Annotated in this window: 14 protein-coding genes and 2 pseudogenes; 3 read left to right on the top strand and 13 right to left on the bottom strand. The window is 69.1% G+C overall.

What is annotated here, in order from left to right; genetic code table 11:
* From AB0I73_RS34685 to AB0I73_RS34665, 5 genes are all read right to left on the bottom strand, one after another.
* A partial coding sequence (locus tag AB0I73_RS34685) for a hypothetical protein (RefSeq protein ID WP_363044194.1) occupies nt 1-5,412 on the bottom strand: 5,412 nt, incomplete at its 3' end.
* 312 nt (nt 5,413-5,724) lie between these two features.
* A complete protein-coding gene (locus AB0I73_RS34680; RefSeq protein WP_363044192.1) occupies nt 5,725-9,264 on the bottom strand; it encodes a LamG-like jellyroll fold domain-containing protein in 3,540 nt (1,179 codons plus the stop codon).
* Between the two features lie 526 nt (nt 9,265-9,790).
* Nucleotides 9,791-10,111, bottom strand: coding sequence for a hypothetical protein (locus AB0I73_RS34675; RefSeq protein WP_363044190.1), 321 nt, complete (start codon nt 10,109-10,111; stop codon nt 9,791-9,793).
* Nucleotides 10,105-10,365 (bottom strand): hypothetical protein, encoded by a 261-nt coding sequence (locus tag AB0I73_RS34670; protein ID WP_363044188.1) that lies wholly within the window; start codon nt 10,363-10,365, stop codon nt 10,105-10,107. Before AB0I73_RS34670 ends, AB0I73_RS34675 begins: the two co-directional genes overlap by 7 nt.
* Nucleotides 10,366-10,418: 53 nt before the next feature.
* Nucleotides 10,419-12,578, bottom strand: coding sequence for a RecQ family ATP-dependent DNA helicase (locus tag AB0I73_RS34665; protein WP_363044186.1), 2,160 nt, complete (start codon nt 12,576-12,578; stop codon nt 10,419-10,421).
* Between the two features lie 198 nt (nt 12,579-12,776).
* On the opposite strand from AB0I73_RS34665, the pseudogene AB0I73_RS34660 reads away from it, so the two are divergent.
* Both AB0I73_RS34660 and AB0I73_RS34655 read left to right on the top strand, forming a co-directional pair.
* Nucleotides 12,777-14,555 (top strand): annotated as a pseudogene (locus AB0I73_RS34660) (helicase-related protein); the annotation flags it as partial.
* 224 nt (nt 14,556-14,779) lie between these two features.
* Complete coding sequence (locus AB0I73_RS34655) at nt 14,780-15,385, top strand: hypothetical protein (protein WP_363044184.1); 606 nt, start codon at nt 14,780-14,782, stop codon at nt 15,383-15,385.
* Nucleotides 15,386-15,449: 64 nt separating this feature from the next.
* Here the strand turns inward: AB0I73_RS34655 and AB0I73_RS34650 are convergent, their stop codons facing one another.
* The 6 genes and pseudogenes from AB0I73_RS34650 to AB0I73_RS34625 all read right to left on the bottom strand — a co-directional run bounded on the left by AB0I73_RS34650 (nt 15,450) and on the right by AB0I73_RS34625 (nt 19,663).
* Entirely contained in the window at nt 15,450-16,079 is a 630-nt protein-coding gene (locus tag AB0I73_RS34650) for a hypothetical protein (RefSeq protein WP_363044182.1), read from the bottom strand.
* A 68-nt stretch (nt 16,080-16,147) separates the two neighbouring features.
* Entirely contained in the window at nt 16,148-16,849 is a 702-nt protein-coding gene (locus tag AB0I73_RS34645; protein WP_363044180.1) for a ribonuclease HII, read from the bottom strand.
* A gap of 81 nt (nt 16,850-16,930) precedes the next feature.
* A pseudogene (locus AB0I73_RS34640) lies at nt 16,931-17,221 on the bottom strand (TetR-like C-terminal domain-containing protein); the annotation flags it as partial.
* Between the two features lie 81 nt (nt 17,222-17,302).
* On the bottom strand, nt 17,303-18,211 hold the full coding sequence (locus AB0I73_RS34635) for an ADP-ribosylglycohydrolase family protein (RefSeq protein ID WP_363044178.1): 909 nt from the start codon (nt 18,209-18,211) through the stop codon (nt 17,303-17,305).
* A gap of 12 nt (nt 18,212-18,223) precedes the next feature.
* Complete coding sequence (locus tag AB0I73_RS34630) at nt 18,224-18,883, bottom strand: histidine phosphatase family protein (protein WP_109380123.1); 660 nt, start codon at nt 18,881-18,883, stop codon at nt 18,224-18,226.
* A gap of 174 nt (nt 18,884-19,057) precedes the next feature.
* Entirely contained in the window at nt 19,058-19,663 is a 606-nt protein-coding gene (locus AB0I73_RS34625) for a YdbC family protein (RefSeq protein ID WP_109380122.1), read from the bottom strand.
* 158 nt (nt 19,664-19,821) lie between these two features.
* Between AB0I73_RS34625 and AB0I73_RS34620 the strand changes: the two genes are divergently transcribed.
* Nucleotides 19,822-20,355, top strand: coding sequence for a TerD family protein (locus AB0I73_RS34620; RefSeq protein ID WP_363044176.1), 534 nt, complete (start codon nt 19,822-19,824; stop codon nt 20,353-20,355).
* 156 nt (nt 20,356-20,511) lie between these two features.
* Here AB0I73_RS34620 and AB0I73_RS34615 read toward each other — a convergent pair whose 3' ends face one another.
* Together AB0I73_RS34615 and nrdR are read right to left on the bottom strand one after the other, a co-directional pair.
* Nucleotides 20,512-23,409: a vitamin B12-dependent ribonucleotide reductase gene (locus AB0I73_RS34615; RefSeq protein WP_363044174.1), complete on the bottom strand. Its 2,898-nt coding sequence runs from the start codon at nt 23,407-23,409 to the stop codon at nt 20,512-20,514.
* Between the two features lie 163 nt (nt 23,410-23,572).
* Nucleotides 23,573-24,130, bottom strand: a complete 558-nt coding sequence (nrdR, locus tag AB0I73_RS34610; protein ID WP_363044172.1) for a transcriptional regulator NrdR — start codon at nt 24,128-24,130, stop codon at nt 23,573-23,575.
* Nucleotides 24,131-24,727 lie beyond the last annotated feature (597 nt).

The following is a 24,727-nucleotide window of genomic DNA, read 5'->3' as shown; positions in this document are numbered from 1 at the left end:
CTCTCGGGCGCCGATGTGGGTGAGTCCGGTGCCGGTGTCGGCGGGTTTGCCGAGGAAACCCTTGTCGTCGGGCCAGGCCGACGGTGCCGTGCCGCGAGATTCACCGAAGGGTTTGGTGTAGCGGCGGGTGACGGCCTGGGTGGTGGCGTCCATGGTCATCGAGGCTGTGCCGTGGTGATCGTCGACCATCCAGGTCAGGCTGGTCTCGGTGCGGACGGCGGTGGCGTCACCGGCCGGGTAGTAGCGCTGACCGGTGAACTTCTTGGCGGCGGTGTCGTAGTGGAGTTCCTGGCCGGCCAGGTAGAGGACGGTCTTGCCGAGGCCTCGGCGGATCAGAAGTTCGCCGTTGGCGTCGTAGAGGTAGTCGGTGGTCTTGGTGCCTTCGGTGAGGCGGGTGAGTTCTCCCTCGATGTCCCAGGTGAGGCTCTGCGCAGTGCCGGTGGGGCCGTAGCGCTTGGTGGTGTTGCCGTGCTCGTCGTACTCCATGGCCTTGGCTGCGCCGCTGTTGACACTGTACGAGGTCAGGGTGTGCGGCTGACCGGTGCCGGAGGCGTTGACGGCGGGGTAGCCGTAGACGGTCTTGGTGTCGCCGGTGGTCTTGTGCTCGGTCTGGGTGTCGCGCAGACCGCCGGGCTTGTAGGTCCAACTGGTCCAGTACGGGGCCGGCCCGCCGAGAGCTGTCGTCGAGCGGGCGGTGGCGCAGTTGTTGGAGGAGGGGGTCCAGGCTTCGGTCAAACGGCGGTAGCCGTCGTAGGCGAAGCACTGGGTGTCCTTGCCGTTGGCCTTGTCGGTGATCGACTTTACGTTGCCGGTGGCGTCGTAGACGTAGTCGATGTCGCTGGTGTAGCCGGCGTTGGTCTGGTCGACGGTATGGGTGTTGGCGAGGCGGCGGGTGCCGTCCTCGTAGCGGCTGAGGATCTGGAGGTGCTTGGCGCCGGTGGAGGTGCCCAGGCGGGTTTCCTCGATCTCGCCGTACGGGGAGTAGCCGATGTTTTGGACGTAGTCGGTCATGCCGTCGGTGCCGGTGAGCATGCCGAGGCTGTTGTATTTGTTTTCCACGGTCTCGGCGGGCAGGCCGGCCACCGCGGGCATGGAGGTGGACTGGACGGTGTTGTCGATGTTGTAGGCGGTGGAGGTGGTGAAGGTCTGTGGCGCGCCGGCGGTGACCAGGGGGTCGGTGGTGGCGATGACGGTCTTGGTGCCCTTGGGGCGGCCGAGTTCGTCGTAGCCGGTGACGACCTGGGAGTAGATCTTGCCGGTGGTGCCGCCGACGTACCGGATGGCGGCGGTCGGCTGCCCCTTGGCCAGGGAATCGTAGGTGAACTTGGTCAGCTGGTGCGTGTTGTCCTTCACGCCGTCCCAGGTGCCGGTCTTGCGGCCGAGCTCGTCGTAGTCGGTGATCAGGGTGCGAGAGTCGCCGTTGAGGGTGGTGGTGACCGTCACCGGCTGGTCGGCGTCGTTGTACGTGGTCTCGGTGCGGCCCTTGTCGGGGTCGATCGCGTATTCTTGACGTCCGCGCAGGTCGTAGCCGTACGACCACACCGCCCCGTCCGGACCGGTCATCTTCTTGAGCTGGCTACCCGCGGTGTACTCGTACAGGGTGCGGGTGTAGTCGCTGCCGGTCGGGACAGGCCCTCCATACTCACGGCGTTCGGTGATCCGGCCGCGGGCGTCGACGATCGTCAGGGTGCCGGTGCCGCCCGCGGCTGCGGTGACGGTGGTGCGGTCGCCCTGCTCCTCCGTCTTGGTGCGCCACTTCTCCTGGTCGTAAACGCGGAAGATGGATTCGGTGGCGCGGCCGGCGGCGTCGAAGATCGTTTCGGTGGAGGCGGGCACGGAGCCAGGGTAGGTGTTCGCCAGGCTGCCCGAGGGGGCGTTATGGTCGTGGACCTGCTCGTTCTTGATGTAGGCCAAGCCGCGGTCATCGTAGAGCGTCTCGGAGATCACCCGGCCGCCGTTGGGCGCGGGCCCCTGCTTCTGGCGGGATCGCAGCAGGCCGTCGAAGATCTCGTAGGAGCTGTTGTAGGTCTTTCCGTCGCGCTTGAGAGCGTCGGTGCGGACCCAGGTCTCCTTGTTGTTGTTGACGCTGTACGCGTAGACGATGCTGGCGGCGTCGCCGAGTGCGCGGGAGCGGTCCGGCTTCCACACCGACCGCAGCCGCCCGAGCGCGTCAAAGGACCACTCGGTGACGTTGCCGTTGGCGTCGGTGCTTTTGACGGCCGTGCCCCAGGCCGGGTCCATCTCGGTGGTGGAACTGTAGAGCTTGGGATCGGTAGTGGTCTTCGACGTCAGTGGGCCGTAGCCGGTGTCGTCGGGGATGTACGTCGTCCTGACCGTGCTGTTCAGGGCGTTGGTCGAGGTGAGCGCGCGGCCCAGCTTGTCGTAGGTGGAGGCGGAGACCTTTTGGTAGACGGGCTTTTTGTCGGCGTCGTAGCGCGCCACCCGGTAGGAGGCGGTGGGGTCGCCCTTGGTGGGCGCCACGCCGACGGCCTGCTGGTCGTAAGCCGTGGTGACGTCGGAAAGCACATCCCCAGGGACCGACGGGGTGCTCGTACAGGGGATGCTGTAGGTCTCGATACGGGAAGCGAGGGAGACCAACCAGGCCGAGGCGTTGCGGGTATAGGTTTTGCGCGTGCAGGTCTCGTCGCCGCTTTTGGCGGTGTCGCCGCTGTCCTCCATGGTGATCGGCATGCCGTACGTGGTGTCGTACGTGGTCTTCTGCTTGACCGTGCGAGTACCGGTGGAGGTCTTGGTGCGGATGGCGGTCTCGCCAGCCTGGACGATCCAGGACTCGGTGGTGCCCCAGCTGTAGGCGTGGCTGCCGGTCTTGTGGGACCAGGGGGTGTTGATGGTACCGCTGAGTTCCTCGGTGCCGTTGTAGGCGATGGTCTCGCGGACGAAGCCGGCGTACTGGCGGGAGTCGTCGATGGCGGTGCCGGTGGAGTCGGTCACCTTCTCCACCCGGGGAGTGCCGTCGAGTTCCTTCTCGCCGTTCAGTCCGCGCATGTAGAGGGTGGACTTCTTGGAGCGCGGGCCTTCGGAGTCGCCGGAGGTCTGAACGACCTTGCCGTAGCCGCGCCACTGCGACCAGGTGCGGTTGGACGCCTTGGTCAGGCCCTCGTCGTCGGCGTAGGCCCAGCCGGCGCCGCCCTGGTAGTCGTAGCGCGTCTCGCCGGTGTCGCCGTGGCCGTAGGGGTCGTCCTGGAAGACGGAGGTGACCACGTACTTGTGGAACCAGTCGGTGACCGGGGTCGCTCCGGACTGGGACCACTTGACCGGGAAGCAGCGGCGGGTGTTCTTGTCGACGGCCGCTGGCATGCTGGTGCCCCAGACGCAGCCCGGATCGGAGTAGTTGACGGTCAGGGTCGAGCCGGTCTCGGACTTGATGGTGCGCACCCGCCACTTGATGTAGCGCAGGGTGTCCGGGCCGCTGCCCTCGACGTGGTTGGACATCTGGATGCCGCCGAAGACGACCGGCGGCATGGCGGCCGCGGTGGTGTTGGCCTTGCCGGTGTTCTGGATGGACTTCAGCCACAGGCTTGGCGAGGAGGCGTCACCGGTGTCGGGGAAGTTCTGCTCCAGGTGCCAGGTGTCCACATCCCGCCGGTTGGTGCCGGTGCCGGTCCACACCGAGGTGGTGATGTCGGTGAGGCGCTTGCGGGTGAAGAAGGCCGGGCCGATCTGGGTGGTGCACTTGGTGCCGGACGCGCAGATCATGTCGAAGGGCACGTCGGGCCAGTTGGCCTTGGTGTCCTTCGTCAGGCTGTCGCAGCCGCCGGAGGTGACGCAGCGCTCGGCGTAGGTGAAGCGGACCTGCTGGGCGGCGGGCTTGGCGTAGATCAGGTCGCTGCGCAGGCCGTAGTCGATGCGGTCGAGGTAGCCGCCGCGGGTGTAGGCGGTGCCGTTGACCGTGGTGTCAGCATTCTTGGAGTAGTAGTTCGTCTCCTTGCTGTACCAGTAGGTGCTGGCGTTGCCGTGGGTGTCGACGACGTAGTCGAGGTTCCAGCGCCAGGCCTGGGTGCAGGAGGAGTCGGCGAAGCCGGTGGACTTGTAGCACGGCTCGCCGGAGTCGTCGCCGAATACCGGGGCGGTCCACACCGAGTTGGTGACCGGGTCGTCGGTGGCGGTGCCGTTGTCGCTCCAGCCGGGCATCCGGTGCTTGCCGAAGTAGTACTGGGTGCCGGAGGAGTCCGTGACCTTCCAGTACTCGGTGTTGTTGTCGCCGTTGCCGGTGGCGCCGGTCAGGTGCTCGACGCGGCTGCCGTCCTCGTTCTTCAGCTTCCAGCTGCCGCCGGATGCCTCGGACAGGGCCGCGGTATCGCAGGCGGTCTTGTCGGCGCAGGTGTTGACCAGTTCCACGGCCTTGCCGTTGAGGACCAGGGTGGCGTTGGCGTACTTCCAGCACAGGTCGCCCTTGCCGGACTGGCCGTCGTCCTTGCAGGAGGCGTACTTGCGCTCGATGTAGGACTCGGTGATCGAGAAACCCTCGCCGATCACCGAGGTCTGGTTGTTCTCCCCAGCCGTGCGGCCGTCCACCGAGGCGGAGTTGTAGAAGATGGACAGGTTCGGGGACGGGCCGGCTGTGGCCGGGGGCACTCGCAGCGGGTAGTTCCAGGTGAAGTCACCCGTGCTGCCGCCAGCCTCCCAGGTCGCGGTCGGGGACAGCGGGGTGGCGCTGTAGTCGCCCCCGCCGCCCGAACTGTCGGCCGCCGCTGCCAGTAGCACCGGGGTGCCGGCTGTGAGGGTGCGGGCGGAGACGGTGCCGGTCAGGGTTTGGGACTCCGCGTCGTTGTCCGCGCCCGCCAAGGGACTCTGGGTGCGGCAGGACGCCTTCTCCGGGGTGGTCAGCGCACATGCAGGAAGCGACACCAGACCCAGCCGGGGACCGAAGTTGCCGCCGTAGACGTCGTTGAAGGAGGAGTAGTCCAGTGAGACCCGGAGCTTGTCGGTGTCACTGGCGGACTTCCCGGATGCGGCTCCCGCCGGGTCGACGGTGAGCAGGACGCCGTTGACGCCTGCCTTCTCAGCGGCCGACTGGGGGTGAACCCTCAGTGCCACCTCCTCGGCGGGGCCAGTGGCCTTCACCTCCGTCTTGGTCTTGCTCTTCGCCGCCTTGGCAGCCGAGGCGGCGGGCTCCTGGGCCAGCTCCACGCCGAGCCCGCCGACGGTGACAGTGGTCTCGGCGGTCGCTGTGACCTCGGTGGTGGCCTTCCCTGCCTTCGGCCAGGCGGCTTTCTTCAGCCGCTCACGAGTCTCGCGGGAAGCAGGGGCGGCCTTGTCCTTCGGGGCCTTGGACGTGCCGGGCTTGAGCACGCCCACCTTGTCGATCTTCGCGTCGGGCCGGTCCTCCAACTGCTTGCGGGCAGCCTGGGACTGGGCCTGAGCAGCGAAGTCGTAGCCCGCGGGAAGCACGACTTGCGGCAGGAGGGTAAGGGAGGCGACAAGCGCACCGCGACCGAGCCAACGGCGTATGGCCGCTTTCGGCAAGCGTCTGCGGGAGGGTGGTGAAGACACAATCAGTCTCCGTGTTCGGAAATGGACGGGAAACGCTCAGGCGACGGCGGCGCCGTGGAGCGCTGATCTGGGAGCGCGCCTGCAGAGACGCGCGCGATACGGGAGACACCGGGGATGTCCGAAACCAGCCCGGCCACAGCGCAGCGGGCCAGACCGAATCGGCAAAGGGGGCGGGTCGAGGGCGCAATCAGCCCTCGACCCGCCAAGTTCCTACCGCTGCTCGAGGTTGTACCGGTTGGCGATCGTGTCGGTGGAGGTGACTCCGGCCCAGACGCGGACGCTGTCGATCGTTCCGGGGAAGTAGCGCGCGGCAGCACTGTTGATCTTCGCCCGGCCGATCTCGAACGCGCTGGCGCCCTGCCAGGGGGCCGAGTACGACACGCCGTCCTCGTCGCCCATCCGGGCACTGTCGACGTGCAGCTTGAGCGCGCCGAGCTTGGAGGTGTCGTCGGGGTCGGCTGCCGCCTGGGCGTCATAGACGACCGTCAGCATGACGGGAACGCCCTGGTTGGCCGTGGTGAGCGCGGTGGATTCGCTCTTGGTCCAGACCGCTCCGGTGCCGTCCTTGTTGGGGCGACCGAACGTCCACCGTCCCTGGGTACTGCCGGCCGGCTGCTCGTACCAGACGCCCCAGGAGGACTGGCTCGCCCCCGACTGGCCGAACACCTGTAGCGCGTACGACTTGCTGGTGTCGGCGAGCTTGGCGGGGTCCAGCGTCACCCAGGCGGTCGCGGTGAACGACCCCGAGTCGTCGACGACCGGACCGGCGGCGGTGGCGTGCGCGCTGGTGCCGTTCAGGGTCATCGTCTGCGTGGTGGTGACCTCTTCGCCGATCTCCGGGTCGCCGGTGGTGAACTGGGTGAGCGCGGCCCCGTTGAGGGCCAGGTTCCGGCCGAAGCCGCTGGTGTCCTTCACCGTGGTGCCGGTCGCGTTGGCCATGTCCGTGGCGTCCCACTTGGCGACGAGCGCCGGGACCGGGTCGCCGGCAGTGCCGTCGCTGATGTCCTCGTCCTCCAGCCAGGCGTCGTGGGTGATCTCGGTGTCCGCCAGCGCACGGGACCAGACCTTCACCTCGTCGATGGTTCCGGCGAAGTTCTCCTTGCCGGTCGCCGAAGCCCACAGCCGCCCGACCTGCAGGCCGCCGGATGCCTTCCACGGGGTGGCGGTGAACGGCACCGGGTCGCCCTGCGGGACGCCGTTGACGTAGAGCTGGATGGTCTGTGCCGCCGCGTTGTAGACGCCGGCCAGGTGGGTCCAGGCGTTCAGGACCGGCGGCTTGGCGCCGATCGAGCGGGTGATCGCGGGACCGGAGACGTCAGTCTGGTGGCGGTTGAAGATCCAGGCGTTGTAGGCGGTCGAGTAGTACAGCTGGAACCCGGAGGCGTTCGTTCCCGCCTGGGACAAGACGGTGTAGTTGACGTCCTTCTTCCCCAGACGGGCCCAGGCCGAGACGGTGAAGGACTTGGTGGTGTCCAGTACCGCGCCGGTAGTGGAGAGGTAGGCGCTGGTTCCGTTGAGCTTGGCCGCGGCAGAGCCGCTGCGGGCCAGGGCGTCCCAGGTGGCCCCCGAGGAGGTCAGCGGATGCGGGGTTGCGGTGGTGGCGTCGGTGAGGGAATTGTCCAGGTGCCAGATTCCCGAGGGTTTCTCGGCGCCCTTCACCAGGAAGCTGTAGTAGCCGGTGAGCGAGCTGTGGCCGGCCGCGTCGTAGCCCCAGACCTGGATGGTGTTCTCACCGGCCTGGTTCGGCGTGATCGTCTGGGTGGTGGCCGTGCCCTTGGCGACGGTGATCGGGGCGGAGAGCGCCCCGCTGTTCAGCTTCCACTTGTAGCTGACGACGTCCGACTGGATGCCAGGCGTGGTGGGGTTGGTGTCCGCGGGGGTGAAGGTGAACTTGCCCGGCGTGCCCACCCCGCCTGAGGCCGGGTCGGTCTCGGCCGGCTTGTAGAGGCCGTCCGCGCTGGTCACCACCGGCGGCGGCGGCGAGTCGGTGTCAACGCGGAAGTAGCACCAGGACGACCAGGCCGAGTCTAGAACGCCGGTGACGCCCCGGTCCGTCTTGTAGTACGCCTGCGTCTTGACCCGCATCCGGTAGTCCGTCTGCGCCGGCAGCTTGCTCGAGGACGCGGTGCGGGCGGCGTTGTCGGCCACCCAGGCACCGTCCGGCGAGGCCGCGTACCAGGCGCGGCTGGAGCCGTCGGCCTTCCACACCTCGAACAGGGCGCGCAGCTGGGCGTTGGAGCCGTCGACCGACTGCACCGTGGCCAGCATCTTCGGCGTGGTGTCACTGGTGGCGAAGGGGAGCGTGGAGGCGTTGCAGGCCCGCCCGGTGGTGCCCTGCTGGACGCCGTACGAGGTCGGCTTGCTCGGGTAGGAGACGTAGGTCACCGACAGCTTCGCGTCCTTGCGGAACCGTGCCCAGGAGGCCGCGTTGGACTCGTCGTGCGCGGTCAGCGAGAAGGTGATCTGCGACGTCTTGTTCGCGGCGTAGGACGCGAGGGTGGTCGTCAGGTTCTCATTCGTCTCATCCACGTTGTCGCTGAAGCGCACCCAGTTCGCTGGCTGCGACGGGCTGCACAGGCTACCCCGCCCGTAGGCCACCTTCCGGTCGCCCATCAGGTCCACCGCGGTGGGACGGGACGACCAGGTGGTGCTGGAGGATATGCCCTTGTCCACACGGCTCAGGTCGTACCAGTGCGGATCGCAGGTGAACGTCCACACCTGGTACACCTCCAGCGTCGCGTCCAGGACCTTCTTGCCGTGGATCGACGACAGTGGGTACTCGAAGTACATGCGCTGCGTGTACGGGCTGTTGGAACAGAGGTAGCCGGCGTAGTTGGAGCAGCGCCCCACGCCCTTGTCGCCGTCGAATTCCCAGTACTTGGTGCCGTTGGAGGCCAGGGCCGTCCAGTCGCCCAGCGTGATGCCCTTGGTCGGCGGGTCGATGTAGAGCGGGAAGACGGTGTCCTCGCCGCGGAGCAGGGCCGGATCGGGCGTGATCTCCAGCGTGGTGCCGGTCACCTTGAGCGGGAGCTTGGCCGCCGCGTCACCACTGCCGGGGCCCTCCTCAGGGTCCGGCTCGCCTCCGGCGGCGGGCAGCGGGGCCGCCTGCATCGCCTCGGGCTCATTCTTGGCTTCTGCCTCTGTTGACGATGCAGTACTGGCGGATCGAGTGGCAGCGGGGACTGAGGCTGGGATATCGCCGGCCGAGTCCCACATCCGCCCCGCCGGGCTTTCGAAGACCGGGGTGCCATCGCTGTCGCGCGCGACGAAACCGCCGTCGGCCGTCGGGGCGATGCCCAGACCACCGCTGGAGACGGTCATGTCGATCTTCGAAAGTGCGGGGTTCCCCGCCGCCTCAGCCGTCTTGACCACGAGCACCGAGGTGTAGCCGGAGCTCAGCGCGGTCAGTTTCAGATCGACGTCCGGGAGGACTCCGGCATAGGTGGCGGTGTTGCCGTCGAGCCGGGGCTCGGGGAGTGCGGTGGGCCAGCCGAGCTGCAGCTCGTGCCCCTTGTCCTCCAGCGTGACCAGTCCGTCCCCGCTGCCGCCGCCCGAGAAGGTGAGACCGACCGTCGTGTTCTTCGTCCGCACGGAGCCGTCGGCTTCGCGCACGAGGGTGTTGTCGATGGGGGCCCAGGTGCCGTCATCCCGTCGGGCGCGGACCGGAGCCGCGTTCATCTCCTGGGTAAAGGTGCCGTCCGGGTTGGCAAAGACCTCGGACGACTGGGTAGTCGCCTCGTCCACCGCCACCCGCTCGCCGGTTTCCGCTGCGAGAGCGCTCGCCCTGGCTTCCGGAGTCCTGCCGGCTGCTACCGAGGTTGCTGCGTCATCGGCGATTGCCGGGGTCGCCCCTGCCCCGACCACTGGAATCGCGCCCCCCAGGAGCGCGGCGGCCATCGCCCCACTTCTCACCGCCTGACGCCAGCCGCGCCGCCGTTCTCGTGGAAACACGCCCCACCCGCCCTCTTAAAATTTCATGAGAAGAAGCAGTGGAGATCATGTGCTGGTCGATCTTGCTGATCAATGGTGCCGCATATCAATGGCCTGTTTTCGCTCTGCCGATAGCGCATGCCGGTTGGGCTGGTGACCGTTGGCGAAGAAGCTTCTGGTAGACGGTGCCACGACCAAGATCACCGGGCTTCAGGAACTTCGCGTGCTTGTCTACCCGTTAACGATCAATCTGCCCACCTGCACCACCCCACCCGTCAAGCGGGTGCGCATTGGCCGGAAATCGACGGCCGCTGACACGCCGCCGTCTGCACGGCCGCCGGGGCTGCTACCGCAGAAGCGTGAACACCAGGGCAGCGGTGGAGCCCAACGCGGTGCCGCAGACGAGTTGGGCCAGGGTGTGTGCCTTCAGGACGCGGCGGGACCACCCCATGGCCACGACGAAAAGGACCGCGGGAAGGACCAGCGTCTGGCCGAAGACCAAGACGAGGATCATCACGGTGCCGCCGGCAACGGCGTTGTGCACGGATACCTGCCACCACACCGTCACCGCCAGCGCGCTGGCCAGGCCGACGAGCATGGCGATGACGAGCGCGAAGACCTCCCGCGGCGCGCCCAGGACGTTCAGGAGAACGATGCCGGTCACCACGGAGGCCAGGGTGGCCGTGAGAGGGCGATGCGCTGCTTGCGTACGCGGATGTGCTTGTCGGTGAGCTTCCCTCGACGGACGCCGAAGTGGATGACCCCCATGGGGACGATGCCGCAGCACAGGGCCGCGAACAGGCCCCATCCGACTCCGCTGAAACTGCTTGTGCTGTGCCAGCCGATCAGCAGGAGCAGCGCGATGACCAGGTTGGCCGGTGCGAAGACGTCGGTGAGGACCTTCGCCGCTTTTCTTCTCACCCTTACGTCATGAGTTGGCGATTGCATCCCGTACTGAGGCCAGCACAGCTCACCTATCCGGCCAACGCAAGGGCGAGCGGGAGCACTTGGCCGGCTCCGGCCTGGCGCAGGAGGCGTGCGCCGACGGCCAGGGTCCAGCCGGAGTCGGTGTAGTCGTCGACGAGCAGGACCGGGCCGGGGGTGGCGGCCAGGGCGGCGGCAAGTTCGTCGGGCACGGTGAACGAGTCGGCCAGGGCGCGCAGCCGCTGGGCGGAGTTGCTGCGGTGCGCGGTGTGCTCGTCCGCCTGCGGGGTGTAGGCCAGGCTGCCGAGCAGCGGGAGCCTGCCGACCCGGGCCACGCCCTCGGCCAGGGAGGCGACCAGCTGGGGGCGGGTACGGGAGGGCATGGCGACGACACCCACGGGCCTCGCCACCGCGTCAGGAGAGCCGCCGGCCCAGCCGCCCGGCGAGCGGGCCCAGTCCGCCAGCACCGTCACGACGGCGTTCAGCACGTCGTCCGGGACCGGCCCGTCCACCGCCTGCGCCGCCAGGATCGGCCGCAGCCGGTTGCCCCAGCCGATGTCCGACAGCCTGCCCAGCGCACGCCCGGTGACCGCCTGCTGACCCGCGGGAATGCGGCCCTTGAGATCCATGCCGACCGCGGCCAGCCCGGTCGGCCACATCTTGCGCGGCTCGATCTCGACGCCCGGCCGGTCCAGCTCACCCGTCGCCGCCGCGAGGGCCGCAGGAGCGACAGCCGCCTCCAGCCACGGCCCGGCACAGTTGTCACAGCGGCCGCACGGGGCCGCCTTCTCGTCGTCCAGCTGCCGCTGCAGGAACTCCATCCGGCACCCGGCGGTCGCCACGTAGTCCCGCATCGCCTGCTGCTCCGCCGCCCGCTGCTTCGCGACCCACGCATACCGCTCCGCGTCGTACGCCCACGGCTGCCCGGTGGCGGTCCAGCCACCCTTGACCCGCCTGACCGCCCCGTCCACGTCGAGAACCTTGAGCATGGTCTCCAGCCGCGAGCGCCGCAGATCCACCAACGGCTCCAGCGCCGGCAGCGACAACGGACGACCCGCCTCCTCCAGCACCGCCAGCGTCCGCCGCACCTGCTCCTCCGGCGGGAAACCCACCGACGCGAAGTACGCCCAGATCGCCTCGTCCTCCCGCCCCGGCAACAGCAACACATCCGCGTGGTCCACCCCACGCCCCGCACGCCCCACCTGCTGGTAATAGGCGATCGGCGACGAGGGCGACCCCAAGTGCACCACAAAGCCGAGGTCGGGCTTGTCGAAGCCCATCCCCAGCGCGGAGGTGGCGACCAGGGCCTTCACCTTGTTGGCGAGCAGGTCCTCCTCCGCCTGCAGCCGGTCGGCGTTCTCCGTCTTCCCCGTGTAGGAAGCCACCGGATATCCGCGCTGCCGCAGGAAGGCGGTCACCTCCTCCGCCGCCGCCACCGTCAGCGTGTAGATGATCCCCGAACCCGGCAGGTCGCCCAAGCGCTCCCCCAGCCACGCCAGCCGGTGCGCCGCGTCCGGCAACTCCAGCACACCCAGCCGCAGGCTCTCCCGGTCCAGCGGCCCCCGCAGCACCAGAGCATCCCCACCGCCTGTGCCCAGCTGCTCCGCCACGTCCGCGGTCACCCGCGCGTTCGCGGTCGCCGTCGTGGCCAGGACCGGCACGCCCGCCGGCAGCTCCGCGAGCATGGTGCGCAGCCGGCGGTAGTCGGGGCGGAAGTCGTGGCCCCAGTCGGAGATGCAGTGCGCCTCGTCCACCACGAGGAGTCCGGTCGTGGCCGCGAGCTTGGGCAGCACCTGATCACGGAAATCCACGGAATTGAGGCGTTCCGGACTCACGAGGAGAACGTCGGTCTCACCACGCTCGACCTCCCCGTAGATGGTGTCCCACTCCTCCGGATTGGCCGAGTTGATCGTGCGTGCCCGGATCCCGGCCCGCGCCGCCGCCTCCACCTGGTTCCGCATCAGCGCCAGCAGCGGCGAGATGATCACTGTCGGGCCCGAGCCGCGCCGACGCAGCAAAGCGGTGGCCACGAAGTACACCGCGGACTTTCCCCAGCCGGTGCGCTGCACCACCAGCGCACGCCGCCGCTCCTCCACCAGGGCCGCCACCGCCTGCCACTGGTCCTCCCGCAGCCGCGCCGAACCCCCGGGGGCCCCGACCAGCTCAGCGAGAATGACGTCGGCTTCAGTGCGCAGCTCCAGGGTGTCCATGCCCCCATGCAACCCGATGGCACTGACAATCAGCGAATCCACCCACCGTGGCAGAAGGCTTGCGAAGAGTGCGCCCGCCACACACGAGCCGAGGGCGTCCGGGGCCGATCGCTCGGCCCCGGCACCCCCTCAATCGGCTCGTTTGCCCAGGTCAGGGCTGCACTTCCGCCTGGAATTTGAATACCTTCCCCGTGCCGTAGCCCGGAGCGGCTGAACAACCCCGACTTCCGTGATCAGGTACTGCCCGAACTCTCCGCCGCGACCGGACTCCTCGTGGTGGACGAGGCGCACTGCATCTCCGACTGGGGCCACGACTTCCGCCCCGACTACCGCCGGCTGCGCACCATGCTCGCCGATCTCCCGCCCGGCGTGCCCGTCCTGGCCACCACCGCCACCGCCAACGCCCGGGTGACCGCCGACGTCGCGGAGCAACTCGGCACGGGAGGCGCCTCGGACGCCCTGGTGCTGCGGGGGCCGCTGGACCGGGAGAGCCTGAGCCTGAGTGTGCTGCGCCTGCCGGACGCCGCGCACCGGATGGCCTGGCTCGCCGATCACCTCGACGAACTGCCGGGCTCCGGGATCGTCTACACCCTCACCGTGGCAGCCGCCGAGGAGGTGACCGCCTTCCTGCAGCAGCGCGGCCACACCGTCGCCTCGTACACCGGCAAGACGGAGAACGCGGAACGGCAACAGTCGGAGGAGGACCTGCTCGCCAACAAGGTGAAGGCCCTGGTCGCCACCTCCGCCCTCGGTATGGGCTTCGACAAGCCGGACCTGGGGTTCGTGGTCCACCTCGGCTCACCCTCCTCTCCCATCTCCTACTACCAGCAGGTCGGCCGCGCCGGCCGTGGTGTGCGCCATGCCGAAGTCCTGCTCCTTCCGGGCAAGGAGGACGAGGCGATCTGGACGTACTTCGCGTCGCTCGCCTTCCCCTCGGAGGAACTGGTGCGCCGCACGCTCGACGTCCTCGCCCACGCGGACCGGCCCATGTCGTTGCCCGCCCTCGAACCCCTGGTCGAGCTGCGCCGCTCCCGGCTGGAGACCATGCTCAAGGTCCTCGACGTGGACGGGGCGGTGCGACGGGTCAAGGGGGGGCTGGATCGCGACCGGTCAGCCATGGACGTACGACGCCGAGCGGTACGCGTGGGTGGCCCGCCAGCGGGGATCCGAACAGCAGGCAATGCGCGAGTACGCGACGACCGCGGACTGCCGGATGGAGTTCCTGCAGCGCCAGTTGGACGACGCGGGCGCGAAACCCTGCGGCCGCTGCGACAACTGCGCGGGCGCACGCTACACCCCCGAAGCCTCTCCCACGGCGCTCGAGGCGGCCCGCGTGGATCTCGGCCGGGCGGGAGTGGAGGTGGAACCGCGGCGCATGTGGCCCACCGGGCTTCCGGCGATCGGCATGGACCTCAAGGGGCGCATCCCGGCCGGGGAACAGAGCGCTCAGGGCCGGGCGTTGGGACGCCTGTCGGACATCGGCTGGGGCAACCGGCTGCGTCCGATGTTCGCGCCCCGGGCCTCGGACGGGCCCGTGCCCGACGACGTGGCGAAGGCCGTGGTGGATGTGCTGGCCGGCTGGGCCAAGGGGCCCGGCGGCCGGGCGTCGGGAGCGCCGGACGCCCAGCCCCGGCCGGTCGGTGTGGTCACCCTCCCCTCCCGCACCCGCCCCGCCCTGATCCACTCGCTGGGAGCGCACATCGCGGAGGTCGGACGTCTGCCCCTGCTGGGTTCCGTGCAGTACACGGACGAGGCCCGGCCGGCGTCCCGGAGCAACAGCGCGCAGCGTCTGAAGGCCCTCGACGGGGCGCTGGCCGTCCCTTCCTCTCTCGCCACGGCCCTCGCCGGGGCCGGGGGCCGGTGCTTCTGGTGGACGACTACACGGAGACGGGCTGGACCCTCGCGGTCACGGCACGCCTGCTCCGGCGGGCCGGCGCCGGGGGGGTGCTGCCCCTGGTGCTGGCCGTACAGGGCTGACGCTCCGCGGGGACCCTGCCCGGCACACCGGGCAGGGATATAAGCCGCTGATCATGAGATACCGGTCTCCCCGTGTGATTGCTCGTTGCCGCATCCAGGTTCGACGGGAAGAATCGAGGTCCGCACCCGCACGGTTCGTCCGCCGATCAGGTTGGGCTCTGTTGCGTGCGCGCTCCCCGAAACCCGCCCCCGCCCGCAGTCCGGGCGTAGCCGAAGGGAGGACCGTGACCTTCGGATTCGCTTCGTCCTCGGCCGCATCACTGTCGACCTCCGCCACTCGTGTGCTCGAACCCGCGGAGTGGGCTGCCGCGGGAATTCCGCTGCTGCGCAACCCGCGTGAGGTCGTCAGCGGTCTGCACGCCCGGCATCGCCCCGGGCCGACGACCGCGGTCGTCGCCGTGCTCGACCCGGACGACCGACTGCGGGCGAGCGCTTCGTTCACCCGCCGTCCCGCCCCGGCGGACGGCTGGATGTTCCGCAACGCGCTGCTGTCCCAGTTGCGCCGGATCATCCCGCACGATCTGCGGCGCCGTACCCCGGTGCGTACCGCCGTACTGCTCTACTGCCGTGACGGCGACGCGCGTTGGACGGAGGAGGACGGCGCGTGGATGTGGGGGCTGCGGGACGCCTGCACGCTGCACGGGCTGCGCTGCGGGGCGTACATCACGCTGACCCGTGACGGCTGGCAGGTGCTCGGTGAGGGGCGCGGCGGGCGCCGGCCCACCGCCGACTCGGCGCCGGAGCCGTTCGCCACGGCCGCGGCACCGCCGCGGATACCGCGCACCGGCGGTGCCGCGTCCGAGGTCCTGCGCCGCGCGGCGGCACGCTGAGGGCCCACGGCGCTCCCCGGGACCGGGACCTGGCGCCCGCACTGACGGGCGCCAGGGCGTCGGCTCAGACGCCCGCGTTCATCACCGAGTTGATCCGCTTCGGGTCGCCGCAGACGATCAGCAGAGCGGTGGCCTTGGCGTGGGCGACGGACAGGGCCGACGCGGTCACCGACTCGGGACCGCCGTTGACGGCGACCACGACGACGGGCCGCGCCCCGGCACGCTCCGCACCGGCGACGTCCGTGTGGAAGACGTCGTCACCGGCGTCGTGCAGAGCCCAGTAGGACGCTTCACCGAAGGACAACTCGTGGGTGACCCACGGATGCGGCTCGCCGGTGGTGATCACCAGCACGTCGCCCGGTGCACGGCCCGAGTCCAGCAGCAGGTCCACGGCTTCCTCGGCGGCGTCGAGCGCCCCCTGGACCGAGGCCGGAACGAGCTGGATCTGGGTGCCGTCCGCGGCAGCGGCGGCCGGCTTCGGAGGGACGGGTTTGGCCGCCGCAGCGGCATCACGCGGCGTGCGTTGCGCCGGGGGCGCCGGCCGGGCCGGGCCGGGACGACCGGGACGCGGCGGAGCCACAGGGCGGGGACCGGGTACGGGGCGGGGGGTCGGCGCGGTACGGCTGCTGGCCGGAGTGGCGCGGGGACCCTGGGCACTCTCGTGAATCTGAGGCTCCTCGGGAATGAGAGGCATGGGCTGATTTTTATCAAACGTTGGTACGGCTCGCGCCACCGGGTGGCACATGAGTGCGAACGGAACCGTCAGAAGTCGAAGCCGAGCTGACCCTCGACCTCCGGAACGCTTCCGTCCGCCCAGCTGCGGACCTTCTTGAGATGCCGCCACTGGGGCAGCGCATCAAGATACGCCCACGACAACCGGTGGTAGGGGGTGGGCCCCCGGACCTCCAGCGCGGCCCTGTGCACGGGTGACGGATACCCGGCGTTGTCCGCAAAACCGAAGTCTGCATGGTCGGCACCCAGTTCGGCCATCATTTTGTCGCGGTGCACCTTGGCGATCACCGAGGCCGCCGCGACCGCCACGCACGACTGATCGCCCTTGATCACGGTTCGGACCCGCCAGGGCGCCCCGAGATAGTCGTGCTTGCCGTCGAGTATCACCGCGTCGGGCCGGACCGGCAGCGCCTCGAGCGCGCGTACCGCCGCCAGCCGCAGCGCGGCCGTCATCCCCAGCTGATCGATCTCCTCGTGGGACGCGTGACCCAGGGCGTACGAGGTCACCCAACTCCTCAGCGTCCGGTCGAGTTCGGCGCGCCGCTTGACGGTGAGGAGCTTGGAGTCGGTGAGACCTTCAGGGGGCCGACGCAGTCCGGTGACCGCCGCACAGACGGTGACGGGACCGGCCCAGGCGCCGCGCCCCACCTCGTCTACACCTGCGACGATCTTCGCCCCGGTCGTGGCGCGGAGAGAGCGCTCGACGGTGTGAGTCGGTGGTTCGTACGGCATGGCGCCCTTAGCGTACGCCGACCGGAACGGCCCGCGACACCCAGGTTCCCCGAACGATGTCACGGTCCACGACGACCCGGCTCAGGAGCCGCTCGGCCGCAGCAGCAAAATGACCGGCCGGCCGATCATTTCTTCCACATCCATGTCCGGCCCTTGGCTTCCGCACATGGTGAACCGGCGCGTCGTCATCGCCGGAATGACGTCGAAGACGTAGCCGCGTGCCGCGTCCGGGCGCACTTCCTCGCGCTCGATCCCCTACTCGATCACCTCTCGGAGCACCGCGACGGTCGGCTCCACCACCCCTCCGAAGAACACGGCACGGAACCGCTCGGCCTGCGCGGCATCACATTCGTGAACCACCGATCGCAGGGCAGCCGCGACGAGTTCCTCCACCGTCAGGCCGTGCCGGCCGGACGGACGGCTCCGGACAGACAGACGACTCCGGACAGGCGGCTAGAGCGACACCGGCATCCAGCTCGGCAGCTCCTCGACCCGCTCGATCCACCCGGAAGGCGGTCCCCCGACCTTCCCCGCCGCGACCACCCCGCCCACGATGGCGCACGTCGTGTCCACGTCTCCGCCCGCTTGGGCCGTCGTCCAGAACGCCTGCTCGTAGTCGCCCAGGGCCCGCGCGGCCGACCACAGCGCGAAGGGCACGGTGTCGTGGGCCGTCGTACGCCGTCCGCAACCGAGTACGGCGGCGACGGTGGCCACATCACCGAAGTCGAGCATGTCCCGGGCCCGGCGCAGCCCTGCGCCGACCGCGCTCCTCTTGGGCACCAGTGCGACGACCCCGTCGAGCAGGGCTTCCGGAGCGGGCGCCCCCCCGGGGGCGGCGGCGAGCGCGGCTGCCGCGGCGACGGCCATCGCGCCGACCACGGCCTCGCGATGCTGGTGGGTGGGGTAGGCCGAGATCTCGGCCTGGTGGACGGCCTGCTCCGGATCGTCCGCGTACCAGGCGCCCAGCGGTGCGATGCGCATCGCCGCCCCGTTGCCCCAGGAGCCCTGACCGTCGAAGAGGCCGGCGGCGAGCTCCCGCCAGTCACCGCCCTCACGGACCAGCCGCAGCAGCCGGCCGACCGCGGGCCCGTAGCCCCGGTCGAAGTCGTGGTGCCCGGCGAAGGACTGTGCCAGGGCCTCCTGGTCGATCCGCTGGTGAGCGGCCAGGACGGCGACGACCGAGCAGGCCATCTCCGTGTCGTCGGTCCACTGCCAGCGGCCTGGGGGCAGCTCACGGCGCATGAGCAGCGGATAGTTCCCCGGAACGAAGAACTGCGAGCCCAGCGCGTCCCCCACCGACAGGCCGCGCAGGCTGGCCAGGGCGCGGTCCAGGCGCCCGGCAAAGGAGAAATCAGCGGTCATCGCCCTGCCACTCTATCCGGTGATCCCATACGGTTCCGGCTCCCGCCAGCGTTCGAAGGGCCGGTCAAGCGTGTACTTGCCGTCCTCGCCCAGAACGAGCATCCGCGTCTCGGCGTTCCCCGGGTTCGACAGGCACTCGAACTCCGCCACGGTCCAGTGGAACCACCGCATGCAGAACAGCCGCATGGCCAGACCGTGCGTCACGATGAGGACGTTCGGCGGATGGTCGGGGGCATCGAAACTGCGGAAGAGGCTCTCCAGGAAGCCGTCGACCCGGTCGTAGACGTCGGCGCCGGACTCTCCCTGGGCGAAGCGGTAGAAGAAGTGGCCGTACGCGTCCCGGCGTTCCTTCTGCAGGCCTACGTCCTTCTGGTCCTGCCAGTTCCCCCAGTCCTGCTCGCGCAGTCTCGGCTCCTCACGCACGCGTATGAGCTCCGGGTCGAGCCCGAAGGCGCTCAGCGTCTGGTGCGTACGGCGGTAGGGGGACACGTACACGCTGACGCGCTCGTGGCCGAACAGGTCGCGCAACCGCTTACCCGTCTCCTCCGCCTGCCGCCGGCCCCGCTCGGTCAGGGCCAGCGCGTGATCGGGTTCGCGCTCATAAACGGAGTCGTCAACATTGCCCGTTGATTCACCGTGCCGGACAAGGACGATGCGCCGTGGTCGTGCCATGCCGAAACCCTAGAACGGGCGACGACCGGCCGAGCACCCGTACGCACCCCATACGGCACAGGTCACACACTTCCTGCACCACGGACAGCGCCGCGATCCGCATCCCACGGGGCACACAAGCCGCATGGTTCACATGCCTCGCACAAAGGGCGACGCTCTCGGTGCGCACGGTCGTCAGACCGTCCAGACCGGCTCCATGTCGACGACGTCCCCCGTCAGGGCCGCTATGTCGGCCTCCGTCTGCGCCCTCAGTGCGAGACGTTCCACGCGCTCGGTGCGGTACTTGCCGTGCTCGGCCGCCGACCACCACATCGACAGCACCAGGAACTCGTTGCCGGGGGCCTCACCGAACAGGCCTCGGACCATGCCGGGCGAGCCCGCCATCGCCGGGTTCCAGACCTTCTCGTGCATCAGCACGAAGTGCTCCGCCCGCTCCTCGTGGACCCGGCACAGCGCCACTCTCAGCAGGTCCACGTCCGTGAAACGCGGCTCGAAGCCCGTCTTCACGTCGAAGCGGTGGTCGAAGAGCCGGACCTGGGCGTCCTTGAAGGTGCCCGCCTGAGCCGAGGCGAGCCGATCATGGGAACGCGCCATGAACGAGTCGTAGAAGGCACGGCTCTCCCAGAAGGAGAAGATGTGCGCCACATCCTGCCGCGCACGGCTCCATCCTCCACCCTGTCCACGAAATCCCGGCTCCCCCAGAAGCCCCGCCCACTTCCGCTGTCCCCGTTCGAACCCCCGGCGGTCCACCACGGTGCAGCGAATCCACTTGACCAGCACCGCGCCATCGTAAGGCCGCGGAGCGTGGCGTCGGTCACCCTCGTCCGGACTGCTTCACCGCACTTACCCGGCCGGGCATGACAGGATGGACAACCTGCCGGATCCGCGAGGCAGTTGGGCCGAAAGGGCAGGATGGTCGCGCAGGGAAGGGGACATGGGTGAACGGCGTCAACAAGGGCATCGACAAGGTCGAGATCGCGCTGAGGTGGGACCCTAGTCCCGCGGGACAATCGTCCACCGATCTTGATCTCGTCGCCGCTCCCTACCCGGCAAGCGATCCACACGGCGATCCCTCCTATGTGGTGCACTTCGACAGCCGCTCCCCCGACGGCACCATCACGCTGAACCGGGACAGCAAGGACGGCTTGGGCTTCGGCTTCGACGAGGTCATGACGCTGGAGCTGAACCGGCTCGACGCGCGGTACGCGCGCGTGGTGGTCGGCGTCGTCATCCAGCAGCATCAGACGCGGCGGACCTTCTCCGGCGTGGCTCGCCCCGGTCTGCGCATCCGCCAGGGGTACACCGTCCTGGCCGAGGACGACTTCGGCGGTGTCCCGGAAGCCACGGCGGCCGTCGTCGCCGAGTTCACCCGGGACGACACCGGCGCATGGGGCCTCCGCCCCGGCGTCGAGGGCTTCCTGGACGATCCGGTGACGTTCACCCGCGCGATGGGGGCGATCCGCCGGGCGTGACCCGAACCCCCAGCGGCTCGGCTGCCCGGGGCTCGGCAGGCATCGGCAGAAAACAGAGGAGTGGGGCACCAGCCCACGGGCTGGTGCCCCACTCCTCGCTCTCCACCGCTCAGTCACCGGCCGGACGCACCGGTACCGGCGGTGTCAGGTCCTGCCTCAGCTGCACCCGCTGGTCGAGCCGCAGCCCTCGCAGATGTAGCAGGAGCCGGCCCGCTGCATCTTCGTGCCGCAGGAGAAGCAGAGCGGAGCGTCGGCCTGGATGCCCAGCTGCATCTCGACCAGCTCGGCGCTGGTGTGCGCCTGCTGCGGGACGGGCTTGACCGCCTCGGCCTCGGCCTTCGGCGTGGAGACCGCCTTCAGCTCCTGGGCCCGCGGCGCGGACTGGGCCAGGCCCTCGACGTCGAGCTCGGCATCGTCGAGGGACTGCTCGTAGGAACCGGTCTCGAGGTGGCGCTGACGCTCCTCGGCGGAGTGGATGCCGAGCGCGGAGCGCGTCTCGAAGGGCAGGAAGTCCAGCGCCAGCCGGCGGAAGATGTAGTCGACGATGGACTGCGCCATCCGCACGTCCGGATCGTCCGTCATACCGGCCGGCTCGAAACGCATGTTGGTGAACTTCGAGACGTACGTCTCCAGCGGGACGCCGTACTGGAGACCGACGGAGACCGCGATGGAGAAGGCGTCCATCATGCCCGCGAGGGTCGAGCCCTGCTTGGACATCTTCAGGAAGACCTCGCCGAGTCCGTCGTCCGGGTAGGAATTGGCCGTCATGTAGCCCTCGGCACCGCCGACGGTGAAGGAGGTGGTGATGCCGGGACGCCCCTTCGGAAGACGCTTGCGGACCGGGCGGTACTCGACCACCTTCTCGACCGCGGCACGGATCGTCTCCTCGGCCTTCTCGGTGACCTCCGCCTTCTCGTCCTTCTTCTTGGCGGAGAGGGGCTGACCGACCTTGCAGTTGTCGCGGTAGATGGCGAGCGCCTTGACGCCCAGCTTCCATGCCTCGAAGTAGATCTCCTCGACCTCTTCGACGGTCGCTGTCTCCGGCATGTTGACCGTCTTGGAGATCGCGCCGGAGATCCAGGGCTGGATCGCGGCCATCATGCGGACGTGGCCCATGGGGGAGATGGCCCGCTCGCCCATGGCGCAGTCGAACACCTCGTAGTGCTCGTGCTTGAGACCGGGGGCGTCGATCACATTGCCGTGGTCGGCGATGTGGGCGACGATCGCCTCGATCTGCTCCTCCTGGTAGCCCAGGCGGCGCAGGGCCTGCGGGACGGTGCCGTTGACGATCTGCATCGAACCGCCGCCGACGAGCTTCTTGAACTTGACCAGGGCGAGGTCGGGTTCGACACCGGTGGTGTCGCAGGACATCGCCAGACCGATGGTGCCGGTCGGAGCGAGCACGGACGCCTGGGAGTTGCGGAAGCCGTTCTTGTCGCCGAGGCGCACCACGTCCTGCCACGCCTCGGTGGCGGCGGCCCACACCGGGCTGTCCAGGTCGTCCATGCGCACGGCCGCGCCGTTGGCGTCGAAGTGCTGCTTCATGACGCGCTTGTGGGCGTCGGCGTTACGGGCGTAGCCGTCGTACGGGCCGACCACCGCGGCCAGTTCCGCGGAACGCCGGTAGGCCGTGCCGGTCATCAGCGAGGTGATCGCACCCGCGAGGGCGCGGCCGCCGTCCGAGTCGTAGGCGTGACCGGTGGCCATCAGCAGGGCGCCGAGGTTGGCGTAGCCGATGCCGAGTTGACGGAACGCGCGCGTGTTCTCGCCGATCTTCTGGGTCGGGAAGTCCGCGAAGCAGATCGAGATGTCCATCGCGGTGATGACCAGCTCGACGACCTTCTGGAAGCGCTCGGTCTCGAAGGACTGGTTGCCCTTGCCGTCGTCCTTGAGGAACTTCATCAGGTTCAGCGAGGCCAGGTTGCAGGACGTGTTGTCCAGGTGCATGTACTCGCTGCACGGGTTCGACGCGGTGATCCGGCCGGACTCGGGGCAGGTGTGCCAGTTGTTGATCGTGTCGTCGTACTGGATGCCCGGGTCGGCGCAGGCCCAGGCGGCCTCGGCGATCTTGCGGAAGAGCGCCTTGGCGTCGACCTCCTCGATGACCTCACCGGTCATCCTGGCCCGGAGGCCGAACTGACCGCCCTGCTGGACCGCGTTCATGAACTCGTCGTTCACGCGGACCGAGTTGTTGGCGTTCTGGTACTGGACGGAGGCGATGTCGTCGCCGCCCAGGTCCATGTCGAAGCCCGCGTCGCGCAGGACGCGGATCTTCTCCTCTTCCTTGACCTTCGTCTCGATGAACCCCTCGATGTCGGGGTGGTCCACGTCGAGAACGACCATCTTGGCGGCCCGGCGGGTGGCGCCGCCGGACTTGATGGTGCCGGCGGACGCGTCGGCACCGCGCATGAAGGAGACCGGCCCCGAGGCGTTGCCCCCGGAGGACAGCAGTTCCTTGGAGGAGCGGATGCGGGAGAGGTTCAGGCCGGCGCCGGAGCCGCCCTTGAAGATCATGCCCTCTTCCTTGTACCAGTCGAGGATCGACTCCATGGAGTCGTCGACGGACAGGATGAAGCAGGCGGAGACCTGCTGGGGCTGCTTGGTGCCGACGTTGAACCAGACAGGGCTGTTGAAGCTGAAGATCTGGTGCAGAAGGGCGTAGGCCAGCTCGTGCTCGAAGATCTCGGCGTCGGCGGGCGACGCGAAGTACCTGTGGTCCTCGCCCGCCTTCCGGTACGTCTTCACGATGCGGTCGATCAGCTGCTTGAGGCTGGTCTCACGCTGCGGGGTGCCCACGGCACCGCGGAAGTACTTGCTGGTGACGATGTTGACCGCGTTCACCGACCAGAACTCGGGGAACTCGACGCCGCGCTGCTCGAAGTTGACCGAGCCGTCGCGCCAGTTGGTCATGACGACGTCACGGCGCTCCCAGACCACCTCGTCGTAAGGGTGGACCCCCGGAGTGGTGTGGATGCGCTCGACACGCAGTCCCTTGCCGGCCTTGGTGCTCTTGGCCCGGGAACTCCGTGTCGGACCGCTCGCCGTCTCTGTCATGCCGCCTCCCTGGTACGGGCAAAAACGCCCTGAAGTGCCCCGATGTTCCCGTGGCACGATGTTTGTCCAACGCTGCGGGCGCCCCACTGGCATCACCCGCAACAGATCTTCTCGTCGCCGCCGTCCGGCCGCACCCGGCCGTCGGCCGGGCGGGGACCGCCGGTCAGTCGGCGGCCGGAGCGGGTTCCGGGACCTGGGCAGTCCCTCCGGACCCGCTGCCGTCCTCCTGGCTCCCCACGACAACCCCTTCGCGGTCTCCGTCGTCCGCGCCGGAGTGCGCCACCTGCCTGAGTTCCGCGATCGCGGCCTCGAAGTCCTCCAACGACTCGAACGCCCGGTAGACGGACGCGAACCGCAGATAGGCGACGAGGTCGAGTTCCTGCAGCGGGCCGAGTATGGCCAACCCCACGTCATGGGTGGTCAGCTCGGCACTCCCGGTGGCCCGCACCGCCTCTTCGACACGCTGGCCGAGCTGCGCGAGCGCGTCCTCGGTGACGGGACGCCCCTGGCACGCCTTGCGCACACCGTTGATGACCTTGGTGCGGCTGAACGGCTCGGTGACCCCGGACCGCTTGACCACCATGAGCGAGCACGTCTCCACGGTCGTGAAGCGACGGGAGCAGTCAGGGCACTGGCGGCGCCTGCGGATCGACGTGCCGTCGTCGGTCGTACGACTGTCGACGACCCGGCTGTCGGAGTGCCTGCAGAAGGGGCAATGCATGAAATCCCAACCCTCCCTCACAGCAGACTCCATGGCCTCACAAGACCTGTCCGGCCCCACGAAGCTGCTCCAGCATAAGCGATCTCCGAGGGCCTCAAGACCCGGGGGACCACAACTTCTGGGTAGCGAGTGCAATCCAACCACTAGATGTGGGGATTGGCTCATACATGCACTCCAGCACGCGTGTCACACGAATCGCGGGCAACCGACTCCCGACCGAGCCCTCCTGCGGCGCCCGCACGGCCTCCGCGCGGTCTCCATGACGGGCCCTGTACGGGCACCCCGCCGCAGACCCGCGGGACCTTCGGCGGGCCCCCGCGCGGGACGCCTTCCCCGTCGCCGAGGCTCGCAGTCGTGCGCCGCCGCAGCACATGGGGAGATGCCGTGCACACGGAAAGGAGAGCGCGTGCGGCTCCCGGAGAGAGCCGGGGCCACCCCCGTGCCGCGAGACACCCGGTGGCAGACTGGCCCGACGACCGGGGGCCGTCACCTCGGCGACGCTTCCGTCGGGCCGGGCGTTGGGTTCGTTCCCTCTCGGTTCGTGATCGCTCGTTCGCGGTACTGATTGCCGCACCGACCTGCCCACCTACCCCTTCC

Source organism: Streptomyces sp. NPDC050388 (assembly GCF_040655635.1).
GTDB lineage: Bacteria > Actinomycetota > Actinomycetes > Streptomycetales > Streptomycetaceae > Streptomyces.
The sequence above is the reverse complement of the archived record's forward strand: the minus strand, read 5'-3'. Positions and strand labels throughout refer to the sequence as shown.